This is a genomic window from Candidatus Eremiobacteraceae bacterium (assembly GCA_035314825.1).
Taxonomy (GTDB): Bacteria; Vulcanimicrobiota; Vulcanimicrobiia; order Eremiobacterales; family Eremiobacteraceae; genus JAFAHD01.
The window spans coordinates 13563-30064 of sequence record DATFYX010000006.1 but is presented as its reverse complement, the minus strand read 5'-3'; the positions used below and the strand labels follow the sequence as shown (position 1 = coordinate 30064).

The following is a 16502-nucleotide window of genomic DNA, read 5'->3' as shown; positions in this document are numbered from 1 at the left end:
CACGACCGACGTGACGGGTTCGATCACCCTGCCCGATGGCGTGGAGATGGTGATGCCCGGGGACAACGTGAAGATGACGGTGGAGCTGATCACGCCGATCGCGGCTGAAGAGGGCTTGCGCTTTGCGATCCGCGAGGGCGGGCGCACGGTCGGCGCCGGCGTCGTCACCAAGGTGATCGAGTAGCATGGCACGCCAGAAGATCCGCATCCGCCTGCGCGCGTACGACCACAAGATACTCGACCAGTCGGCCGAGCGCATCGTGGAGACGGCCAAGCGCACCGGTGCGTTCATCAGCGGCCCGGTGCCGCTGCCGACCGAGATCAACCGCTGGTGCGTGCTGCGCTCGCCGCACGTGGACAAGAAGAGCCGCGAGCACTTCGAGATCCGCACGCACAAACGGCTGATCGACATCCTCCAGGCATCCGCCAAGACCATGGATGCCCTGATGCACCTCGACCTGCCCGCAGGCGTGGACATCGAACTGAAGGCCTGACGACAATGAAGAACATCATCGGTCGCAAGCTCGGCATGACCAACGTGTTCACGGAAGACGGACGTTACGTGCCCGTCACCGTGATCGCCGCCGGCCCATGCTCTGTGATCGAACGCAAAGCGCTTGACAAAGACGGCTACGACGCGGTTGTGCTTGGCTTCGAAGATGCCAAGCACAAGCAGCTGACCAAGCCGCAGCGCGGCCGCTTCGAGAAGCTCAACACCGCGCCCAAAGCGGTGCTGCGCGAGTTCCGCGACGACTTGGGCGATGCCAAAGCGGGCGACACCGTCACCGTCGAGGCGTTCGCGGCAGGCGATAAGGTCGACGTGATCGGCACGAGCAAAGGGCGCGGTTACGCCGGCATCATCAAACGTTGGAACGGATCGGGCGGCGGCGCGAGCCACGGCTCGATGATCCATCGCCAGCCGGCGTCCAACGGCGACACCAACGCGGCCAAGACCGTCAAAGGCAGCCACCGTCCAGGGCATCTGGGTGTCGAGCGCGTCACTTCGCTCAATCTCGAGGTCGTCAGCGCGGATGCCGAGCGCAACCTGTTGCTGGTGAGCGGCGCGGTCCCCGGCGGGCGCAACACGATCGTGCTCGTCCGGCCGTCCGTGAAAGCGAAGGCCAAATGAGCAACACGAATCTCCCGCTCTTGGACACCACCGGCAAAGCGGTCGGCAAGGTCGACGTGCCGGCGGCGTTTTCGCGTGAGCCCAAAGTGGCGGTGCTGCACTTCGCGGTCACGCGCCATCTCGCCAATCGACGCGCCGGAACGGCCGACACGAAGCGGCGCGACGACGTGCGTGGCGGCGGCAAGAAGCCGTGGCGCCAGAAGGGCACCGGCCGCGCGCGCGCGGGCAGTATCCGCTCCCCGCTATGGCGCAAAGGCGGCGTGGTGTTCGGTCCGCATCCGCGCTCGTACAACATCGCGATGAACCGGCGCGCGCGGCGCGCGGCGCTGGGCATGGCCGTTGCCGCCAAGGCGGCGGACGGCTCGATCAGCATCGTCGACGCAGCCGGCTTCAAACCGGCCAAGACCAAAGAGTTCGTGGCGTTCCTGGAGCAGTCGAATTCATCCGACCGCAAAGGCAAAGTGCTGTTCATCGTCGATCGCGAGAAGGATGAGCACGCAAGAGCGATCGCCCTCGCCGGCGCAAACCTGCGCGGCCTGACGATCGCCCCCGTCGCCGGCGTGAGCGCGCACGCGCTGCTCGCGCACGACCGCGTCATCTTCACCAAGAACGCGTACGAATCGCTGGCGGAGGTGTGCAGTGCCTGAGATGCGCCGCGTCGTGAAGCGTCCGCTGGTCACGGAGAAGTCCGTGGCGGCGACCGCACGTTCCCAATACGCGTTCGAAGTCGACACGCGCGCGTCCAAGCACAGCATCAAAGACGCGGTCCAGCGCCTGTTCAAAGTCACGGTGCTGCGCGTCAACACGACCAACGTGCCGGCCAAGACGGGGCGCAACATGCGCCGTCCGACCCGCAAGCCCGTGCAGACCCACGGCGCCTGGAAGAAGGCGATCGTGACGCTCAAAGAGGGCGACAAAATCGAGCTCGGCGGGGTGAACTACTTTGAATCGTAAGGTCGTATAATGGCGATAAAGAAATTCAGGCCGACGTCACCCGGACGCCGCTTCATGACGATCACGGCGTTCGACGACGTCACCAAGAGCAAACCCGAGAATTCGCTCATCGAGTCGCAGAAGAAGCACGCGGGGCGCAATTTCAACGGGCACATCACCGTGCGCCATCGCGGCGGCGGCCACAAGCAGATGTACCGTCGGATCGATTTCGCGCGGCGCAAGGACGGCGTGCCGGCCAAGGTCGCGGCGATCGAATACGACCCCAACCGCTCGGCGCGCATCGCGCTGCTGCATTACCGCGACGGCGAGAAGCGCTACATCCTCGCGCCCTTGGGATTGGCGGTCAACGACGTCGTGGTCTCGGGTCCCGAAGCGGACATCAAGACCGGCAACGCGTTGCCCCTGACGAACATCCCGCTGGGCACGGTCATCCATAACATCGAGCTGACGCCCGGCGGCGGCGGCAAACTCGTGCGCAGCGCCGGCGGCGCCGCGCAGCTCATGGCAAAAGAAGGCGACTATGCGCAGGTGCGCATGCCGTCGGGCGAAGTGCGCATGATCGCCGTCGTGTGCCGCGCGACCGTCGGACAGCTCGGCAATCTCGAGCATGAGAACCAGGTGATCGGCAAGGCGGGCCGCACGCGCTGGCTCGGACGCCGGCCGCAGGTGCGCGGCATCGCCATGAATCCGGTCGACCACCCGCACGGCGGCGGCGAGGCCCGCTCGACCGCAGGCCGTCCGCCGACGACGCCGTGGGGCGTCATGACCATGGGCAAAAAGACGCGCCGCACCAAGCGCACCACCAAGTTCATCGTCAAGCGCCGGAGCAAAAAATGAGCCGTTCTACCAGCAAGGGACCGTTCATCGCCGACCATCTGCTCGCCAAGGTCGAGCGCATGAACTCGACGCGCGAGAAGAAGGTCATCAAGACATGGTCGCGCGCCTCGACGATCGTGCCGGCCATGGTCGGCCACACGATCGCGGTGCACGACGGGCGCAAGCACGTGCCGGTATACGTGCAGGAGAACATGGTGGGCCACAAGCTCGGCGAGTTCGCCCCGACGCGCATCTTCCGCGGCCACGGCCAAGGCGCCGCCAAAGCCGAAGCGACGGCGGTGGTCAAGTAGCCATGCAAGCGCACGCAACGGTCAAGTTCCTGAAGATCCCGGCGCGCAAGGCGCGCCGCGTGGTCGACGTCATCCGCGGCAAGCGCGTGGACCGCGCGCTCGTCGAGCTGTCGTTCTCGACGCTCGAGGCGAGCAAGGCGATCCACAAGCTGCTGCGTTCGGCGGCGGCCAATGCGGAGAACAACCACGGCATGAAGCCGGGCGACCTGGTCATCGCACGCGCGACGGTCGACGGCGGCCCGATGTTCAAACGCGTCGAGGCGCGGGCTCGCGGCTCGGCAGGCCTCAAGAGGAGAAGGATGTCACACGTGACCATCACCGTGTCGGACGGAGAGGACGCCTAGCATGGGCCAGAAGGTCAATCCCATCGGCTTCCGCCTCGGCATCGTCCGGACATGGGACTCGCTGTGGTTCGAGGGCAAGCAATACAAAGATAGGCTGCACGAAGACTTGCGCATCCGCGAGGTCATCGACGCCTTGTCGCGTTCGGCCGGCGTGTCGCGCGTGATCATCGAGCGGCGCGCCAACCAGGTGCGGGTGGTCATCAACACGGCCAAGCCGGGTATCATCATCGGCAAGCGCGGCGCCGGCATCGAGGACCTGCGCAAGAAGCTCGAGCGCGTTGTCGGCAAGCCGGTCAATGTCAACGTCATCGAGATCAAGTATCCGGAGCTCGACGCGAAGCTTGTCGCCAACAACATCATCGATCAGCTCGAGAAGCGGATCGCGTTCCGGCGCGCCATGCGCCAGGCCATCCAACGCACGATGAAAGCGGGCGCGCGCGGCATCAAAGTGCAGTGCGGCGGCCGCTTGGGCGGCGCCGAGATCGCGCGCGTCGAGCGCAACTTCGAGGGCAAGGTGCCGCTGCACACGCTGCGCGCCAACATCGACTACGCGCAGGTCGAGGCGTACACCACCTACGGCCGCATCGGCGTCAAGGTGTGGATCTACATGGGCGAAGTGCTGCCCGACGGGCGGCCCAAGCAAGAGTCGCAGGACCTGCGGCCGCGCGAGCGGCGCCCGCGCCGTCCGAAGACGGAGCAAGCGGAGATTACCGCGCCCGTGACGACTGAGGCTGCGGTCGGCGTGTCCGCCGACGCGAGCGCGCAGCCGAGCGTGGCGCCGGTCGAGAGCGCGCCTGTCACGACCGAGGCTGCCGTCGGCGAATCGCCCGCCGCTGCCGCCGCGCCTGCTCCGGAGGGCACGTAGCACATGTTGATGCCAAAACGCGTCAAGTACCGCAAGATGCAGCGCGGCCGCATGAAGGGCCGCGCCATGTCGGGCAACACGCTGCACTTCGGCGAGTACGGGCTGCAGGCGCTCGAGCCGGCGTGGGTGAGCAGCCGGCAGATCGAAGCCGCTCGTATCGCGCTGACGCGCCACATGAAGCGCGGCGGCAAGGTGTGGATCACCGTGTTCCCCGACAAATCATATACCAAGAAGCCCGCCGAGACGCGCCAAGGTTCCGGCAAGGGCGCGCCCGAGGGCTGGGTCGCGGTCGTGCGCCCGGGCCGCATCTTGTTCGAATTGGCCGGCGTGGAGCCGGCGGTCGCCAAGGAAGCGCTCAAACTTGCCGCTTCGAAGCTGTCGATCGCCACGAAGCTCGTCCGGCGCGAAGGGGTTGGTGAGTCCGTTGAAGTCTAACGAATTGCGCGCGCTGCGCGAGCTGACCACGCGCGAGCTTGAGGAAAAACTCACGGCCACCAAAGAAGAGATGTTCAACCTGCGCTTCCAGCTGGTCACCGGGCACCTGCAGGATCACGCCACGGTGAGCAAGCTGCGGCGCGATATCGCGCAACTGTACACCCTGCTGGCGCAGCGGCGCCTGGCGGGCTAGACATATGGAAGAGACGATGACCGAGAATCAGACCGCGGCGCGCAGCGTCCGCAAGATGCGCATCGGGCGCGTGGTGTCCGACAAGATGCACAAGAGCATCGTCGTGCGCACCGAAGTGAACCGGGCGGATCGGCACTACGGCAAGATCACGCTGCGTTCCACGCGCTACATGGCGCACGATGAGAACAACGACGCCAAAGTCGGCGACCTCGTGCGCATCGTCGAAACACGCCCGCTTTCCGCGCGCAAGCGCTGGCGGCTGGTCGAGATCGTGGAGAAGGCGAAGTGATCCAGTCCCAGACGCGGCTCAAAGTGGCCGATAACTCCGGCGCGCGCGAGCTGATGGTGTTCCACGTCAAGGGCGGCTCACGCCATCCCTACGCCTACGTGGGCGACGTCGTCGTGGCCACGGTCAAGAGCGCCATTCCCGGCGCGGCCGTGAAGAAAGGCAACGTCGTATCGGCCGTCATCGTGCGCCAGAAGAAGAAGATGCGCCGGCCCGACGGCTCGTTCATCCGCTTCGACGAAAACGCTGCCGTGCTGATCAACGAACAGAACAACCCGCGCGGCACGCGCATCTTCGGCCCCGTCGCGCGCGAACTGCGCGATCGCGACTTCATGAAGATCGTCTCGCTCGCGCCGGAGGTGCTTTAAGAGCATGAAGCAGACCAGATTGGCCGCCGGCGACACCGTGATGGTGCTGTCGGGCAAGTACAAAGGCAAGCGCGGCAAGATCAAGCTGGTGCGCCGCCACGACGGTGTCGCCGAAGTGGAAGGCGTCAACGTGGTCAAGCGCCATTCGAAGGCGACGGCGACGGCCAAGGCGGGCATCCTCGAGAAGGAGCTGCCGATGCCGGTGGGCCGGCTGATGTACGTATGCCCCAAGTGCAACAAGCCCGGCAAGCTCGCGCGCATCGTCAAGGGCGAGGGCAAAGAGCGCATCTGCCGGCGCTGCCACGAACCCGCCGACAGACCGGTGAAGGCATAACAGCGATGAACAGGATGAAAGAACGATACCAGCAGCAGGTCGTGCCTGCGCTCACCAAACGCTTCGGGTACAAAAACCCGATGCAGGTGCCGCGCTTGCGCAAGATCGTCGTCAACATGGGCGTGGGCGAAGCGGTCGCCGAGCCCAAGGCCATGGACGGCGCGGTCTCCGATCTGACCGCCATCACCGGTCAAAAGCCGCTGGTGACGCGCGCGACCAAGAGCATCGCGGTGTACAAGCTGCGCGCGGGCATGCAGGTGGGCGCCAAGGTGACGCTGCGCGGCGAGCGCATGTACGCGTTCTTCGACAAGCTGGTCAACATCGTGCTGCCGCGCATCCGCGACTTCCGCGGCACGTCGCGCAACTCGCTCGACGGGCGCGGCAACTACGCATTGGGTCTCAAGGAGCAGCTCGTGTTCCCGGAGATCAACTACGATAAGGTCGACCGCGTGCGCGGCATGGACATCGTCATCGTGACGAGCGCGCACAACGATGAAGAGGCGCTGGCGTTCCTTGCCGAGATGGGCATGCCGCTGCGCAAGGAAGGGGCTGCGGCGTAACGCTATGGCCAAGACATGTCTGATCGAGAAGAGCAAGCGGACGCCGAAGTTCAAGGTCCGCAAGCACAACCGCTGCCTGCGCTGCGGCCGGCCCAAGGGCTTCTTGCGCAAATTCGCGCTGTGCCGCATCTGTTTCCGCGAATTGGCTCACGCGGGCAAGGTGCCCGGCGTCGTCAAGGCGTCGTGGTAAGGGACTAGAGGAATATGGGAGTGATAACCGATCCGGTCGCCGATATGCTCACGCGCATCCGCAACGCCAATACGGCGTTCCAGGAGCGCGTCGACATCCCGGCGTCGCGCGTCAAACTCGAGCTGGCCAAGCTGCTCAAGGCGGAGGGCTTCATCAAGAGCTTCGACGTCGTGGCGCAGCAGCCGCGCGACATCATCCGCATCGCGCTCAAGTACGGCACGGGCCGCGAGCGCGTGATCAACGGGTTGCAGCGCATCAGCCGTCCGGGCTTGCGCATCTACACGCCGAAGGGCGAGATCCCCAAATGCATGGGTGGCCTCGGCCTGGTGATCCTGTCGACGCCCAAGGGCATCATCAGCGGCAGACAGGCCAAGCGCCTGGGCTGCGGCGGTGAAGTCATGGCGTTCGTGTGGTAGGGAATTCATGAGCAGAATCGGACGCATGCCCATCAGCGTGCCGGCCGGCGTGAATGTCGGTTACAGCGCGCGCGTGGTGACGGTCAAAGGACCCAAAGGGGAGCTCTCGCTCGAGTGCGCCGAGCCGATCGACGTCAAAGTCGAAGGCGCCTCGGTCAGCGTGACGCGCCCCAACGACGACAAGCGCAGCAAGCAGCTGCACGGGCTCACCCGCACGCTGATCGCCAACATGGTGCACGGCGTGACGGCGGGCTTCTCCAAGTCGCTCGACATCGTCGGCGTCGGCTACCGCGCGCAGGCGCAAGGCAAGAAGCTGAACATCGCGGTGGGCTATTCGCACCCGGTCGTCATCGAGCCGCCGGCGGGCATCGACATCAAAGTCGAAGGCACGAACAAGATCGTGATCAGCGGCGCCGACAAGCAGATGGTCGGACAGCTGGCGGCGCAGATCCGCGCGATCCGCCCGCCCGAGCCGTACAAGGGCAAGGGCATCCGCTACGAGGGCGAGCGCGTGCGCCGCAAACTCGGCAAGGCTGGTAAGACCGCCGGCGCGGCCGGCGGCGGAGGGAAGAAGTAATGGCGACGCTCGGCAGCAGAAACGCATTGCGCGTGCGCAGGCACAGCCGCATCCGCAAGCGGATGAACGGCTCGACGCAGCGGCCGCGGCTCTCGGTGTTCCGCAGCCTGCATCACGTGTATGCGCAGCTGATCGACGACTCGACCGGGCGCACGCTCGCCGCCGCATCGACGCGCGAGAAGGCGGTCGCCCAAGGCCTGGAATCGCTTTCAGGCATCGCGGCGGCGCAGCGCGTCGGCACGATCGTGGCGGAGCGCGCCAAAGAGAAGGGCGTCACCGCAGTCGTGTTCGACCGCGGCGGCTACAAATATCACGGGCGCATCAAGGCGCTGGCAGACGCCGCACGCGGCGCAGGGTTGGAGTTCTAAGCAGTGGCACGGATTACGGACGGTTCAGGACTCGAAGAACAAGTCGTTCGGGTCAACCGCGTGGCCAAAGTCGTCAAGGGCGGCAAGCGCTTCAGTTTCAGCGCGCTCGTCGTCGTGGGCGACCGGCAAGGCCGCGTGGGCTACGGCTTGGGCAAGGCGCGCGAAGTGCCGGAAGCGATCCGCAAGGGCGTCGAAGCGGCGCGCCGCGCGCTGGTGACGGTGCCGATGGTCGGACGCACGATTCCGCATCCCATCCTATCGCACGTCGGCGCGGGCAAAGTGCTCATGAAACCGGCCAGCAAAGGCACGGGCGTGATCGCGGGCGGCGCCATGCGCGCGGTGCTCGAACTCGCCGGCGTGCACGACATCTTGACCAAATCGCTCGGCACGAACAACCCGATCAACGTCATCCAGGCGACGGTGGCAGGCCTCAAGCAGCTGCGCACGGCCGAAACGGTCGCCAAGCAGCGCGGCAAGACGGTCGCAGAGCTGTTCGGCAAGGAGACTGAGGCGAAGGAGGCCACGGCAGATGAAGCTGTCGCATCTTAAGCCCGCGCCGGGCAGCAAGAGCAAACGCGTGCGCGTGGGCCGCGGCCATGGCAGCGGCTTGGTGAAGACTTCGGGCAAAGGCGGCAAGGGCCAGACCGCGCGCTCGGGCGGTGGCAAGGGCCGCACGTTCGAGGGCGGCCAGACGCCCTGGTTCCGCCGGCTGCCGCAGCGCAAAGGCGTCTCGCAGAAAGCGCGCTCGACGGTCATCTTCCGCACGACCTACGCGGTGGTGAACCTCGTCGATCTGACCGGCTGGGATGCCAAGACCGCGGTGACCCCCGATGCGCTGCGCGTTGCGGGCATCGTCGATCGTATGCATGACGGCGTCAAGATCTTAGGCTCGGGCGACGCGCCCAAGGGCCTGCGATTCAAGGACGTCGTGTTCTCCGCTCCGGCTCGGGCCAAGCTCGAAGCCGCCGGCGCGGTGTTCGAGGACTAGCGGTCCCATGGTGATGTGGCGCAATCTCGCCAACGCACTCGTCGTTCCGGAGCTGCGCAACCGGCTGCTCTTCGTGTTCGGCGCGTTCGCGGTGTTCGTGATCGCGGTCTACATCCAGATCCCGTACGTGGACATCGCCAAGTGGACGCAGCTGCTGGGCTCGGGCCAGTTCCTCAATTTCTTGGGCTTCTTGTCGGGCGGCGCGCTGCAGCACTTCTCGGTCATCGCCATGGGCATCACGCCCTATATCAACGCCAGCATCATCATGCAGCTGGCGACCGTCGTGTTCCCGGAGATCAAGGAGCTGATGCAGCACGGCGGCGAGGAAGGGCGCAAACGCGTCGGCCTGTGGACGCGCTGGCTGACCGTCGGCTTGGCGCTCGTCCAGGCGACGACGATGGTCATCGCGCTCAACCGCTCGCAGGTCTTCTTGCGCAGCGACATGTTCTATCTCGTGGGCGTCGTGCTCACGCTCACGGCGGGCACGGTCTGGCTGATGTGGCTGGGCGAGCAGATCACCGACAAAGGCGTCGGCAACGGCGTCTCGCTGATCATCTTCGTGGGCATCATCTTGCGCTTCCCGACGTATTTCAAGGAGACGGTCTCGCTGGGCCAGGCGGGCGGTCTCAACTGGCTGGGCTTGGTGATCTTCGCCGCCATCGCGATCATCTCGCTGATCTCGGTCGTCTTCATGTACCAGGGCCAGCGGCGCGTGCCGGTGCAGTACGCCAAACGCGTCGTCGGACGCAAGGTCTACGGCGGGCGCAGCACCTATATCCCGCTGCGGCTCAACAACGCGGGCGTCATCTCGATCATCTTTGCGATCTCGATCCTGTTGCTGCCGCGCCAGATCGCGCAGTGGGCGAGCAACTACCACTCGACGTTCGCCGACGGCTTCACGCGCTTTGTGAGCCTGTACTTCGACTACAACAGCTTCCTCTACAATCTTGTGTACTTCTTGCTGGTGGTCGGCTTCACGTTCTTCTACAGCGAAGTGGTCATCAACATCATGGACATCGCGGACTCGCTCAAGAAGCAGGGCGGGTTCATACCCGGCATCCGGCCGGGCAAACCGACCTCCGACTACTTGCAGAAGATCTTGCACCGCATCACGTTCGTCGCCGCGATCTACCTCGGTCTGCTCGCCATCCTGCCCAATATCTCGCAATGGATCACGCACATCACGACGATCTTCTTGGGCGCCACATCGCTGTTGATCGTGGTCGGCGTGGCCTTGGACACCATGACCCAGCTCGAGGCGCGGCTCGCGATGCGCGACTACCGGGGGTTCATCAACAAGTGAGCGACTCGGGATTCAGGCTGCTGCTGCTGGGCGCGCCCGGCGCGGGCAAGGGCACGCAGGCGGCGCTGCTGGCCAAGACATTGGGAGTGCCGCATATCGCGACCGGCGACATGTTCCGCGCGGCCAAAGCGGCAGGCTCGCCGATGGGCGTGATGGCGCGCAAGTACATGGACCGCGGCGAGCTGGTCCCCGACAAAGTGACGATCGGCATCGTCGAAGAGCGGCTGCAGCAGTCCGACGTCGCGCACGGCTGGGTGCTCGACGGCTTCCCGCGCACGGCGGCGCAGGCGGCGGCGCTGGACGATCTCTTGGCACGCCTCGGCCAGCATCTGGACGCCGTGGTCAAGCTGACCGTGCCGCGCGAGGAGCTGATCCGCCGCCTTACGGGGCGCCGCGTCTGCCCGAACTGCAACGCCAATTATCACGTCGTCTCGGCGCCGCCCAAACGCGACGGCGTGTGCGACCGCTGCGGCCATGAGCTCGAGCAGCGCGAGGACGACAGCGAAGCGACGGTCATGCACCGGCTCGACGTCTATCACGATTCGACGCGCCCGCTGATCGCGTTCTACGAGAAGAAAGGCCTGCTGCATCGCGTGGACGGCACTATGCCGGTGCCCGCGGTCAATGCCGCGATCCTGGCCGCAGCCCGGTCCGGAGCCCGAGCCGGCGCGCACGTGAAGGCATCATGATCCACTGCAAGAGCGAGGCCGAACTGGCCAAGATGCGGATCAGCGGTGCCGTGGCGGCGCGCGCGTTGGCCCAGGTGAAGGCCGCGGTGCGTCCGGGCGCCACGACCAAAGAGATCGACGCGTTGGCGGACCGCTTCATCCGCGAGGGTGGCGGCGTGCCGGCGTTTTTGGGCTACCACGGTTTTGCCGGGTCGATCTGCGCCTCGGTCAACGACGAGGTCGTGCACGGCATACCCGACGGACGGCGGCTGCGCGAAGGCGATCTGCTCAAGGTCGACATCGGGGCCATCGTCGACGGCTGGTATTCGGACATGGCCTGCACCATCGCGGTCGGCGAGGCGTCGGCGCAAGCCCGCCGGCTCATGCAGGTGACGGAAGAAGCGCTGTACGTCGGCCTGGCAACGGTGCGTCCGGGCGTGCATGTCTCCGACATCGGCCATGCGGTGCAGAGCTACGTCGAGGGCCACGGTTACTCGGTCGTGCGCGCGCTGGTCGGTCACGGTGTCGGCCGCGACCTGCACGAAGAGCCGCCGGTGCCGAACTTCGGGCGCAAGGGGATGGGCCCGGTCCTCAGACCCGGCATGGTGATGGCGATCGAACCGATGGTCAACCAGGGCGGGCACGACGTGCGCACGCTCGACAACCAGTGGACCGTCGTGACTACCGACGGCAAGCTGTCGGCCCACTTCGAGCACACGGTCGCCGTGCGGGCGAACGGTTTTGAGATCCTGACCGCCGTCGACGAGGCCGAAGCGGCCGCCATCGAACGGCGCGCTTTGAACGGAGGAACGCTTGGCGCGACGCAATCGCCCAATGCAGCGGCGCTCGGGTAAGAAGAAACCGCCGAAGCCCGATGCGAATCCCTCGCCCAAGGAAGAGGCGATCGAGGTCGAGGGTGTCGTCGTCGAGCCGCTGCCCAACGCGTTCTTCCGCGTCGAGTTGAGCAACGGACACAAAGTGCTCGCGCGCGTGTCGGGCAAGATCAGGATGAACTTCATCCGCATCCTGCCGGGTGACCGGGTCCTGGTGGAGCTGTCGCCGTACGACTTGAGCCAAGGGCGGATAACCTACAGGTACAAGTAGAATATACAAGAGCAATGGAGCGGTCGAATGACCGCCGAGAAATGGAGCGGTCGAATTTATTCGACCGAAAGATGATGAAAGTCAGACCGAGCGTAAAACGGATTTGCGACAAGTGCAAGATCATCAAGCGGCGGGGACGCACGCGGGTGATCTGCGAGAACCCCAAGCATAAGCAGGCTCAGGGGTAGGGGAGAGTATGGCACGTATCGCTGGAATCGATCTGCCGCGCGAGAAGCGCGTCGAGATCGCGTTGACCTACATCTTCGGCATCGGGCGGCCAACCGCCACGAAGCTGTTGAAGCAGACCGGCGTCGATCCCGACATCCGCGTCAAGAACTTGACGGATGAGGATATCCAGAAGCTGCGCGAGCAGATCGAGAAGAACTTGAAGGTCGAGGGCGATCTTCGCCGCGAGGTCGCAGGCGCGATCAAGCGTTTGATAGACATCGGCTCGTATCGCGGCATCCGCCACCGCCGCGGTCTGCCCGTGCGCGGCCAGCGCACGCGCACCAACGCGCGCAACCGCAAGGGACCGCGCAAGACGGTGGCCGGCAAGAAGAAGACCAAAGGACCGGGGGTCGGCAAGTAAATGGCGGAACCGAAAAAGCGCGCGCGCCGCACCAAGAAACGCGAGATCAAGAACGTCTCGCAGGGCATCGCGCGCATCCACGCGAGCTTCAACAACACGCTCGTCACCATCACCGACATGCAGGGCGGCGCGCTGGCTTGGGCGAGCGCCGGGGGCATGGGCTTCGCCGGCAGCAAGAAGTCGACACCGTTCGCTGCGCAGCTCGCGGCCGAGAGCGCCGCGCGCAAGTCGATGGAGCACGGCATGAAGCAGGTCGAGGTCCACGTCAAAGGGCCGGGCGCCGGGCGCGAGGCCGCGATCCGGGCGCTGCAGGCCGCCGGCCTGGAGATCGTCCTGATCAAAGACGTCACCCCGATCCCGCACAACGGCTGCCGTCCGCCGAAGCGGCGCCGCGTCTAAGGTAGTAACCCCCGGCCCGCCCAGGCCGGAAATCTAACACGGATAGCGAATAAAGGAAAGATATGGCTCGATACACAGGACCTGTCTGCCGCCTCTGCCGGCGCGAGAGCGCCAGCGGCACCAAACCGGGCGAGAAGGTCAAGCTCTTCTTGAAAGGCGAGCGCTGCCTGTCCAAGAAGTGCGCCGTCGAGCGCCGCACCGCGGCGCCCGGACAAAAGGCGCAGACCAAGAACCGCCCCAAGGTGTCCGAGTTCGGCCGCCAGCTGCGCGAGAAGCAGAAGATGCGCCGCATCTACGGCGTGCTCGAGCGGCAGTTCGAGAACTACTTCAAGCGCGCCAGCGCTGCGAAGGGCCAGACCGGCTCTGCGCTGCTCGCGCAGCTTGAGACGCGGCTCGACAACGTGATCTACCGGCTCAACCTCGCGACCTCGCGCGCCCAGGCGCGCCAGCTCGTGCGCCATCGCCATTTCACGCTCAACGGCCGGCGCGTCAACATCCCGTCGATGCAGGTGCGGGCTGGCGACGAGATCGGCGTGGTCGAGGCGAGCCGCAAGAGCAACCTGTTCCAGGGGCTGGAGCAGTACGCCAAAGGCCGGCGCGTGCCCGGCTGGCTCGAATACGACGAGCTCAACGTCAAAGCCAAGGTGCTGCAGCGGCCGACGCGCGCGGACATCGACACCAATGTGGAAGAGCAATTGATTGTTGAATATTACTCACGCTAATCTCGCACACGAACCGATAAGAGGTACCATGCCAGTTCTGGAATTCCAACGAGCGTCGATCGAAGTCCGCGAGCGCGGCGACTCGTATGCCAAGTTCATCATCGAGCCGCTCGAGCGCGGTTTCGGCATCACGCTGGGCAACGCGCTGCGCAGGCTGCTGCTGTCGTCGCTGCCCGGCGCCGCCGTCACCTACGTGAAGATCGACGGCGTGCTGCACGAGTTCTCGACCATCCAAGGCGTGGTCGAAGACACCACGCACATCATCCTCAACCTCAAGGGCCTGCCTTTGAAGATGAACACCGATGAGCCCAAGGTGCTGCGCATCGAGGTCTCCGGTGAACGCGAAGTCACCGCGGCCGACATCGTGCCGGACGCCGACGTCGAGCTGCTCGACCCGGGCTACCATATCGCCACGCTGTCGGACAAGAAGGCGCGGCTGTTCATGGAGATCGGCGTCGAGAAATGGCGCGGCTACGTCACCGCTGACAAGCAGCGCAACGTCGAGCACGTCATCGGCCTGATCCCGGTCGACTCCATCTTCACCCCGATCCGCAAAGTCAACTACACGGTAGAAGATACGCGCGTCGGCCAGGTGACCGATTACGACCGGCTGATCATGGAGATCGAGACCAACGGGAGCATCACGCCCGACGAGGCGCTGTCGACGGCGGCCAAGATCCTCGCCGAGCAGCTGGCGCTGTTCGTCAACTTCAGCGGCCGTCCGGCGGTCGAAGCCCCGGTCGAGGAAGCGGCGCCGTTCTCGGACTGGGATATTCCGGTCGACGAGCTCGACTTGTCGGTGCGCTCCTACAACTGCCTCAAACGCGCGGGCATCAGCAAGATATCGGAGCTGCTGCAGCGCACCGAAGACGAGATCATGAACATGCGCAACCTCGGCAAGAAGTCGGTCGACGAGATCAAAGAGAAGCTCGCCGAGCGCAACTTGTCGCTCAAGCAAGGATAGCCCGGACATCATGCGCCACAAGAAGGCCGACAAACGCCTGGGACGCAACGACGATCACCGCCGCTCGATGCTGCGCAACCTCGTGACGTCGCTGTTCACCCACGGCAAGATCGAGACGACGGTCGTGCGGGCCAAAGAGACGTCGCGCGTCGCGTCGCGGCTGATCACGCGCGCCAAGAAGGCCGACCTGTCGGCGCGGCGAGCCGTCAGCGCCTATCTCACCGATGAGGCGGTCGCCAAAAAGCTGGTCGAACAGATCGCGCCCAGCCTGGCGAGCCGCCATGGCGGCTACACGCGCATCGTGCGCACGCGCATCCGCAAGGGTGACGCGGCCGAACTGGCACAGCTCGAACTCCTGACCTCCTAGCGCGGCCAGCGCGGATGTTCGCCAGGGCTTAGATGTCGCTCGAGCTGCTCAACGCCTCCGCTTCGCTTCTCACCGTGTGTATCATCGCCGCGACCGCGCTCGCGGCGATGGTGCAGCTGCGCCATTTGCGCGCGGGCAATCAGATCAACGCGATGCTGGCGATCGGCGAAGAGCTTGCGAGCAAGGCGATCTACGATGCCAGGTACGTGGTGCGGCATAAGCTCGCCGCGGTCGTCGACGACCCGGAATTCCGGGCCTACAACGCCCGAGCGGATCGCGGCGAAGAGCAGGCCGTCGTCCCCGAATACGAGGAGATACGAGATGCCGTGACTCTGCTCGGCAACAGCTACGAAGAGCTGGGCATTCTCGTCAAGCAAGGCATCGTCGACAAGGACATCTTCTTGGACCGCTACTCCTGGGTCATCGTGGGCACGTGGAAGCGGATCGAACGAGCTCTCGCCGATGCGCGGCTGTCGACCGGTAAAGATGCCATCTGGGAGAACTTCGAATATCTAGCCGTGCTTTCCGAAAACTGGCTGCGCGACCACCCGACCACCTATCCGCGCAACACGCGAAGGATGGTTCTCCCGGACCGGCCGCCGCTGCCGTCCTAGATATTGCCTCCGATGTAGACGAGCAACGTGCCCTGCGTGACGCTGCTGCTTTGCTGGAAGCGCGCACCGAAACCGCGTTGGGCCAGGACGTTTGAAAACGCTTGGCCTGCGGCGCTATCGGCGGGATTCACGATGACCATGAGCGGCACGTCGCCGCCGCTCGCGATCCCGGCCGCACGCTGCGTCACGGTCAGTCCGCCTCTTTCTAGCGCCAGGGCTATCGAATCAGCGAATGCCTTGGCCTCCTGGTCCTCTTGCTTCGATCCCACGTCGGCTTTCATTCCCCGATACGTGGCCATCGTGCCGGCGATGGCCGTCTGGTCGTCGAAGGTCAACGAGCGGGGTCCGGTGGCGTGCGGCGCCGGCGTCGCCCGGAGGGTCGTCGGGCTTGCGGCCTTGGGCGCCAACTGGCGCTCCGCGTTTTGGAAAGAGGCCCGATACAGCGTCATCGCGATCGCGACGACGAGCAGCACGATGAACCACTCGCCGAGCTGGCCCCAACGCGTCAGCCGCTGCCGCTTGGTGAAGTGATTCCAGTAAGCGGCGATGGGTTGCGCGAGGATAGCCAGCGCGAGGCCGAAGATGACCGCCGGCGTGTGAGCATCGAACCAGTCTGCTAGCACACGGCCTCCTTTCGG

General features: G+C 65.3%; 32 protein-coding genes and 1 pseudogene. 32 read left to right on the top strand and 1 reads right to left on the bottom strand.

The features are described 5' to 3' along the window. The 32 genes and pseudogenes from tuf to VKF82_01875 form a co-directional block, all read left to right on the top strand. A partial coding sequence (gene tuf / locus VKF82_02030; GenBank protein HME80832.1) for an elongation factor Tu occupies nucleotides 1-184 on the top strand: 184 nt, incomplete at its 5' end. A 1-nt stretch (nucleotide 185) separates the two neighbouring features. Further along, nucleotides 186-494: a 30S ribosomal protein S10 gene (rpsJ, locus tag VKF82_02025; protein ID HME80831.1), complete on the top strand. Its 309-nt coding sequence runs from the start codon at nucleotides 186-188 to the stop codon at nucleotides 492-494. Nucleotides 495-499: 5 nt separating this feature from the next. Continuing rightward, nucleotides 500-1129, top strand: a complete 630-nt coding sequence (gene rplC, locus VKF82_02020; GenBank protein HME80830.1) for a 50S ribosomal protein L3 — start codon at nucleotides 500-502, stop codon at nucleotides 1127-1129. Then, nucleotides 1126-1776, top strand: coding sequence for a 50S ribosomal protein L4 (gene rplD / locus VKF82_02015; GenBank protein HME80829.1), 651 nt, complete (start codon nucleotides 1126-1128; stop codon nucleotides 1774-1776). The genes rplC and rplD overlap by 4 nt, the downstream gene beginning before the upstream one ends. A gap of 1 nt (nucleotide 1777) precedes the next feature. After that, the gene (rplW, locus tag VKF82_02010; GenBank protein HME80828.1) at nucleotides 1778-2083 is read left to right on the top strand and encodes a 50S ribosomal protein L23; all 306 of its coding nucleotides are present in this window, start codon (nucleotides 1778-1780) and stop codon (nucleotides 2081-2083) included. Nucleotides 2084-2092: 9 nt separating this feature from the next. Continuing rightward, nucleotides 2093-2920 carry a 50S ribosomal protein L2 gene (gene rplB / locus VKF82_02005; GenBank protein HME80827.1) on the top strand — a complete coding sequence of 276 codons (828 nt, stop codon included), beginning with the start codon at nucleotides 2093-2095 and terminating at the stop codon, nucleotides 2918-2920. Next, nucleotides 2917-3210 (top strand): 30S ribosomal protein S19, encoded by a 294-nt coding sequence (gene rpsS, locus VKF82_02000; protein ID HME80826.1) that lies wholly within the window; start codon nucleotides 2917-2919, stop codon nucleotides 3208-3210. The genes rplB and rpsS overlap by 4 nt, the downstream gene beginning before the upstream one ends. Before the next feature lie 2 nt (nucleotides 3211-3212). After that, a complete protein-coding gene (gene rplV / locus VKF82_01995) occupies nucleotides 3213-3554 on the top strand; it encodes a 50S ribosomal protein L22 (GenBank protein HME80825.1) in 342 nt (113 codons plus the stop codon). 1 nt (nucleotide 3555) lies between these two features. Beyond that, nucleotides 3556-4179 (top strand): annotated as a pseudogene (gene rpsC, locus VKF82_01990) (30S ribosomal protein S3). 243 nt (nucleotides 4180-4422) lie between these two features. Beyond that, nucleotides 4423-4854: a 50S ribosomal protein L16 gene (gene rplP / locus VKF82_01985; GenBank protein ID HME80824.1), complete on the top strand. Its 432-nt coding sequence runs from the start codon at nucleotides 4423-4425 to the stop codon at nucleotides 4852-4854. Then, a complete protein-coding gene (gene rpmC, locus VKF82_01980) occupies nucleotides 4844-5047 on the top strand; it encodes a 50S ribosomal protein L29 (GenBank protein ID HME80823.1) in 204 nt (67 codons plus the stop codon). Before rplP ends, rpmC begins: the two co-directional genes overlap by 11 nt. 16 nt (nucleotides 5048-5063) lie before the next feature. Continuing rightward, nucleotides 5064-5336, top strand: coding sequence for a 30S ribosomal protein S17 (gene rpsQ, locus VKF82_01975; protein HME80822.1), 273 nt, complete (start codon nucleotides 5064-5066; stop codon nucleotides 5334-5336). Then, nucleotides 5333-5701, top strand: a complete 369-nt coding sequence (gene rplN / locus VKF82_01970) for a 50S ribosomal protein L14 (GenBank protein ID HME80821.1) — start codon at nucleotides 5333-5335, stop codon at nucleotides 5699-5701. Before rpsQ ends, rplN begins: the two co-directional genes overlap by 4 nt. A 4-nt stretch (nucleotides 5702-5705) precedes the next feature. Continuing rightward, nucleotides 5706-6035, top strand: a complete 330-nt coding sequence (rplX, locus tag VKF82_01965; protein HME80820.1) for a 50S ribosomal protein L24 — start codon at nucleotides 5706-5708, stop codon at nucleotides 6033-6035. Nucleotides 6036-6040: 5 nt separating this feature from the next. Further along, nucleotides 6041-6595, top strand: coding sequence for a 50S ribosomal protein L5 (gene rplE, locus VKF82_01960; GenBank protein ID HME80819.1), 555 nt, complete (start codon nucleotides 6041-6043; stop codon nucleotides 6593-6595). A 4-nt stretch (nucleotides 6596-6599) separates the two neighbouring features. Further along, nucleotides 6600-6785: a type Z 30S ribosomal protein S14 gene (locus tag VKF82_01955; protein HME80818.1), complete on the top strand. Its 186-nt coding sequence runs from the start codon at nucleotides 6600-6602 to the stop codon at nucleotides 6783-6785. A 20-nt stretch (nucleotides 6786-6805) separates the two neighbouring features. Continuing rightward, entirely contained in the window at nucleotides 6806-7201 is a 396-nt protein-coding gene (gene rpsH / locus VKF82_01950; protein HME80817.1) for a 30S ribosomal protein S8, read from the top strand. A gap of 7 nt (nucleotides 7202-7208) precedes the next feature. Beyond that, entirely contained in the window at nucleotides 7209-7778 is a 570-nt protein-coding gene (rplF, locus tag VKF82_01945; GenBank protein ID HME80816.1) for a 50S ribosomal protein L6, read from the top strand. Beyond that, a complete protein-coding gene (gene rplR, locus VKF82_01940; protein HME80815.1) occupies nucleotides 7778-8146 on the top strand; it encodes a 50S ribosomal protein L18 in 369 nt (122 codons plus the stop codon). Before rplF ends, rplR begins: the two co-directional genes overlap by 1 nt. 3 nt (nucleotides 8147-8149) lie before the next feature. After that, nucleotides 8150-8695, top strand: a complete 546-nt coding sequence (gene rpsE, locus VKF82_01935) for a 30S ribosomal protein S5 (GenBank protein HME80814.1) — start codon at nucleotides 8150-8152, stop codon at nucleotides 8693-8695. Continuing rightward, nucleotides 8676-9134, top strand: coding sequence for a 50S ribosomal protein L15 (gene rplO, locus VKF82_01930; GenBank protein HME80813.1), 459 nt, complete (start codon nucleotides 8676-8678; stop codon nucleotides 9132-9134). Before rpsE ends, rplO begins: the two co-directional genes overlap by 20 nt. A 7-nt stretch (nucleotides 9135-9141) precedes the next feature. After that, nucleotides 9142-10437 carry a preprotein translocase subunit SecY gene (gene secY, locus VKF82_01925; GenBank protein ID HME80812.1) on the top strand — a complete coding sequence of 432 codons (1296 nt, stop codon included), beginning with the start codon at nucleotides 9142-9144 and terminating at the stop codon, nucleotides 10435-10437. Further along, entirely contained in the window at nucleotides 10434-11126 is a 693-nt protein-coding gene (locus VKF82_01920; protein ID HME80811.1) for an adenylate kinase, read from the top strand. Before secY ends, VKF82_01920 begins: the two co-directional genes overlap by 4 nt. After that, nucleotides 11123-11959 (top strand): type I methionyl aminopeptidase, encoded by an 837-nt coding sequence (map, locus tag VKF82_01915; GenBank protein HME80810.1) that lies wholly within the window; start codon nucleotides 11123-11125, stop codon nucleotides 11957-11959. Before VKF82_01920 ends, map begins: the two co-directional genes overlap by 4 nt. Continuing rightward, the gene (gene infA, locus VKF82_01910) at nucleotides 11940-12209 is read left to right on the top strand and encodes a translation initiation factor IF-1 (protein ID HME80809.1); all 270 of its coding nucleotides are present in this window, start codon (nucleotides 11940-11942) and stop codon (nucleotides 12207-12209) included. The genes map and infA overlap by 20 nt, the downstream gene beginning before the upstream one ends. A gap of 74 nt (nucleotides 12210-12283) precedes the next feature. After that, nucleotides 12284-12397 (top strand): 50S ribosomal protein L36, encoded by a 114-nt coding sequence (rpmJ, locus tag VKF82_01905; protein HME80808.1) that lies wholly within the window; start codon nucleotides 12284-12286, stop codon nucleotides 12395-12397. Between the two features lie 8 nt (nucleotides 12398-12405). After that, nucleotides 12406-12798: a 30S ribosomal protein S13 gene (gene rpsM / locus VKF82_01900; GenBank protein ID HME80807.1), complete on the top strand. Its 393-nt coding sequence runs from the start codon at nucleotides 12406-12408 to the stop codon at nucleotides 12796-12798. Then, nucleotides 12799-13197 carry a 30S ribosomal protein S11 gene (gene rpsK, locus VKF82_01895; protein ID HME80806.1) on the top strand — a complete coding sequence of 133 codons (399 nt, stop codon included), beginning with the start codon at nucleotides 12799-12801 and terminating at the stop codon, nucleotides 13195-13197. A 62-nt stretch (nucleotides 13198-13259) separates the two neighbouring features. Continuing rightward, the gene (gene rpsD / locus VKF82_01890) at nucleotides 13260-13919 is read left to right on the top strand and encodes a 30S ribosomal protein S4 (GenBank protein ID HME80805.1); all 660 of its coding nucleotides are present in this window, start codon (nucleotides 13260-13262) and stop codon (nucleotides 13917-13919) included. Nucleotides 13920-13947: 28 nt separating this feature from the next. Continuing rightward, entirely contained in the window at nucleotides 13948-14883 is a 936-nt protein-coding gene (locus VKF82_01885; GenBank protein ID HME80804.1) for a DNA-directed RNA polymerase subunit alpha, read from the top strand. A gap of 10 nt (nucleotides 14884-14893) precedes the next feature. Beyond that, a complete protein-coding gene (rplQ, locus tag VKF82_01880) occupies nucleotides 14894-15250 on the top strand; it encodes a 50S ribosomal protein L17 (protein ID HME80803.1) in 357 nt (118 codons plus the stop codon). A gap of 32 nt (nucleotides 15251-15282) precedes the next feature. Then, nucleotides 15283-15864 (top strand): DUF4760 domain-containing protein, encoded by a 582-nt coding sequence (locus tag VKF82_01875; GenBank protein ID HME80802.1) that lies wholly within the window; start codon nucleotides 15283-15285, stop codon nucleotides 15862-15864. On the opposite strand, the gene VKF82_01870 is transcribed toward VKF82_01875, so the two are convergent. Beyond that, nucleotides 15861-16487 (bottom strand): hypothetical protein, encoded by a 627-nt coding sequence (locus VKF82_01870; protein HME80801.1) that lies wholly within the window; start codon nucleotides 16485-16487, stop codon nucleotides 15861-15863. The two genes, VKF82_01875 and VKF82_01870, sit on opposite strands and share 4 nt — an antisense overlap. Nucleotides 16488-16502: the final 15 nt, after the last annotated feature.

Coding starts and splice junctions, on each gene's coding strand:
- rpsJ (HME80831.1), top strand. CDS start 186: ATGGCACGCCAGAAGATCCGCATCCGCCTGCGCGCGTACGACCACAAG.
- rplC (HME80830.1), top strand. CDS start 500: ATGAAGAACATCATCGGTCGCAAGCTCGGCATGACCAACGTGTTCACG.
- rplD (HME80829.1), top strand. CDS start 1,126: ATGAGCAACACGAATCTCCCGCTCTTGGACACCACCGGCAAAGCGGTC.
- rplW (HME80828.1), top strand. CDS start 1,778: ATGCGCCGCGTCGTGAAGCGTCCGCTGGTCACGGAGAAGTCCGTGGCG.
- rplB (HME80827.1), top strand. CDS start 2,093: ATGGCGATAAAGAAATTCAGGCCGACGTCACCCGGACGCCGCTTCATG.
- rpsS (HME80826.1), top strand. CDS start 2,917: ATGAGCCGTTCTACCAGCAAGGGACCGTTCATCGCCGACCATCTGCTC.
- rplV (HME80825.1), top strand. CDS start 3,213: ATGCAAGCGCACGCAACGGTCAAGTTCCTGAAGATCCCGGCGCGCAAG.
- rplP (HME80824.1), top strand. CDS start 4,423: ATGTTGATGCCAAAACGCGTCAAGTACCGCAAGATGCAGCGCGGCCGC.
- rpsQ (HME80822.1), top strand. CDS start 5,064: ATGACCGAGAATCAGACCGCGGCGCGCAGCGTCCGCAAGATGCGCATC.
- rplX (HME80820.1), top strand. CDS start 5,706: ATGAAGCAGACCAGATTGGCCGCCGGCGACACCGTGATGGTGCTGTCG.
- rplE (HME80819.1), top strand. CDS start 6,041: ATGAACAGGATGAAAGAACGATACCAGCAGCAGGTCGTGCCTGCGCTC.
- VKF82_01955 (HME80818.1), top strand. CDS start 6,600: ATGGCCAAGACATGTCTGATCGAGAAGAGCAAGCGGACGCCGAAGTTC.
- rplF (HME80816.1), top strand. CDS start 7,209: ATGAGCAGAATCGGACGCATGCCCATCAGCGTGCCGGCCGGCGTGAAT.
- rplR (HME80815.1), top strand. CDS start 7,778: ATGGCGACGCTCGGCAGCAGAAACGCATTGCGCGTGCGCAGGCACAGC.
- rplO (HME80813.1), top strand. CDS start 8,676: ATGAAGCTGTCGCATCTTAAGCCCGCGCCGGGCAGCAAGAGCAAACGC.
- secY (HME80812.1), top strand. CDS start 9,142: ATGGTGATGTGGCGCAATCTCGCCAACGCACTCGTCGTTCCGGAGCTG.
- map (HME80810.1), top strand. CDS start 11,123: ATGATCCACTGCAAGAGCGAGGCCGAACTGGCCAAGATGCGGATCAGC.
- infA (HME80809.1), top strand. CDS start 11,940: ATGCAGCGGCGCTCGGGTAAGAAGAAACCGCCGAAGCCCGATGCGAAT.
- rpmJ (HME80808.1), top strand. CDS start 12,284: ATGAAAGTCAGACCGAGCGTAAAACGGATTTGCGACAAGTGCAAGATC.
- rpsM (HME80807.1), top strand. CDS start 12,406: ATGGCACGTATCGCTGGAATCGATCTGCCGCGCGAGAAGCGCGTCGAG.
- rpsK (HME80806.1), top strand. CDS start 12,799: ATGGCGGAACCGAAAAAGCGCGCGCGCCGCACCAAGAAACGCGAGATC.
- rpsD (HME80805.1), top strand. CDS start 13,260: ATGGCTCGATACACAGGACCTGTCTGCCGCCTCTGCCGGCGCGAGAGC.
- VKF82_01885 (HME80804.1), top strand. CDS start 13,948: ATGCCAGTTCTGGAATTCCAACGAGCGTCGATCGAAGTCCGCGAGCGC.
- rplQ (HME80803.1), top strand. CDS start 14,894: ATGCGCCACAAGAAGGCCGACAAACGCCTGGGACGCAACGACGATCAC.
- VKF82_01875 (HME80802.1), top strand. CDS start 15,283: ATGTCGCTCGAGCTGCTCAACGCCTCCGCTTCGCTTCTCACCGTGTGT.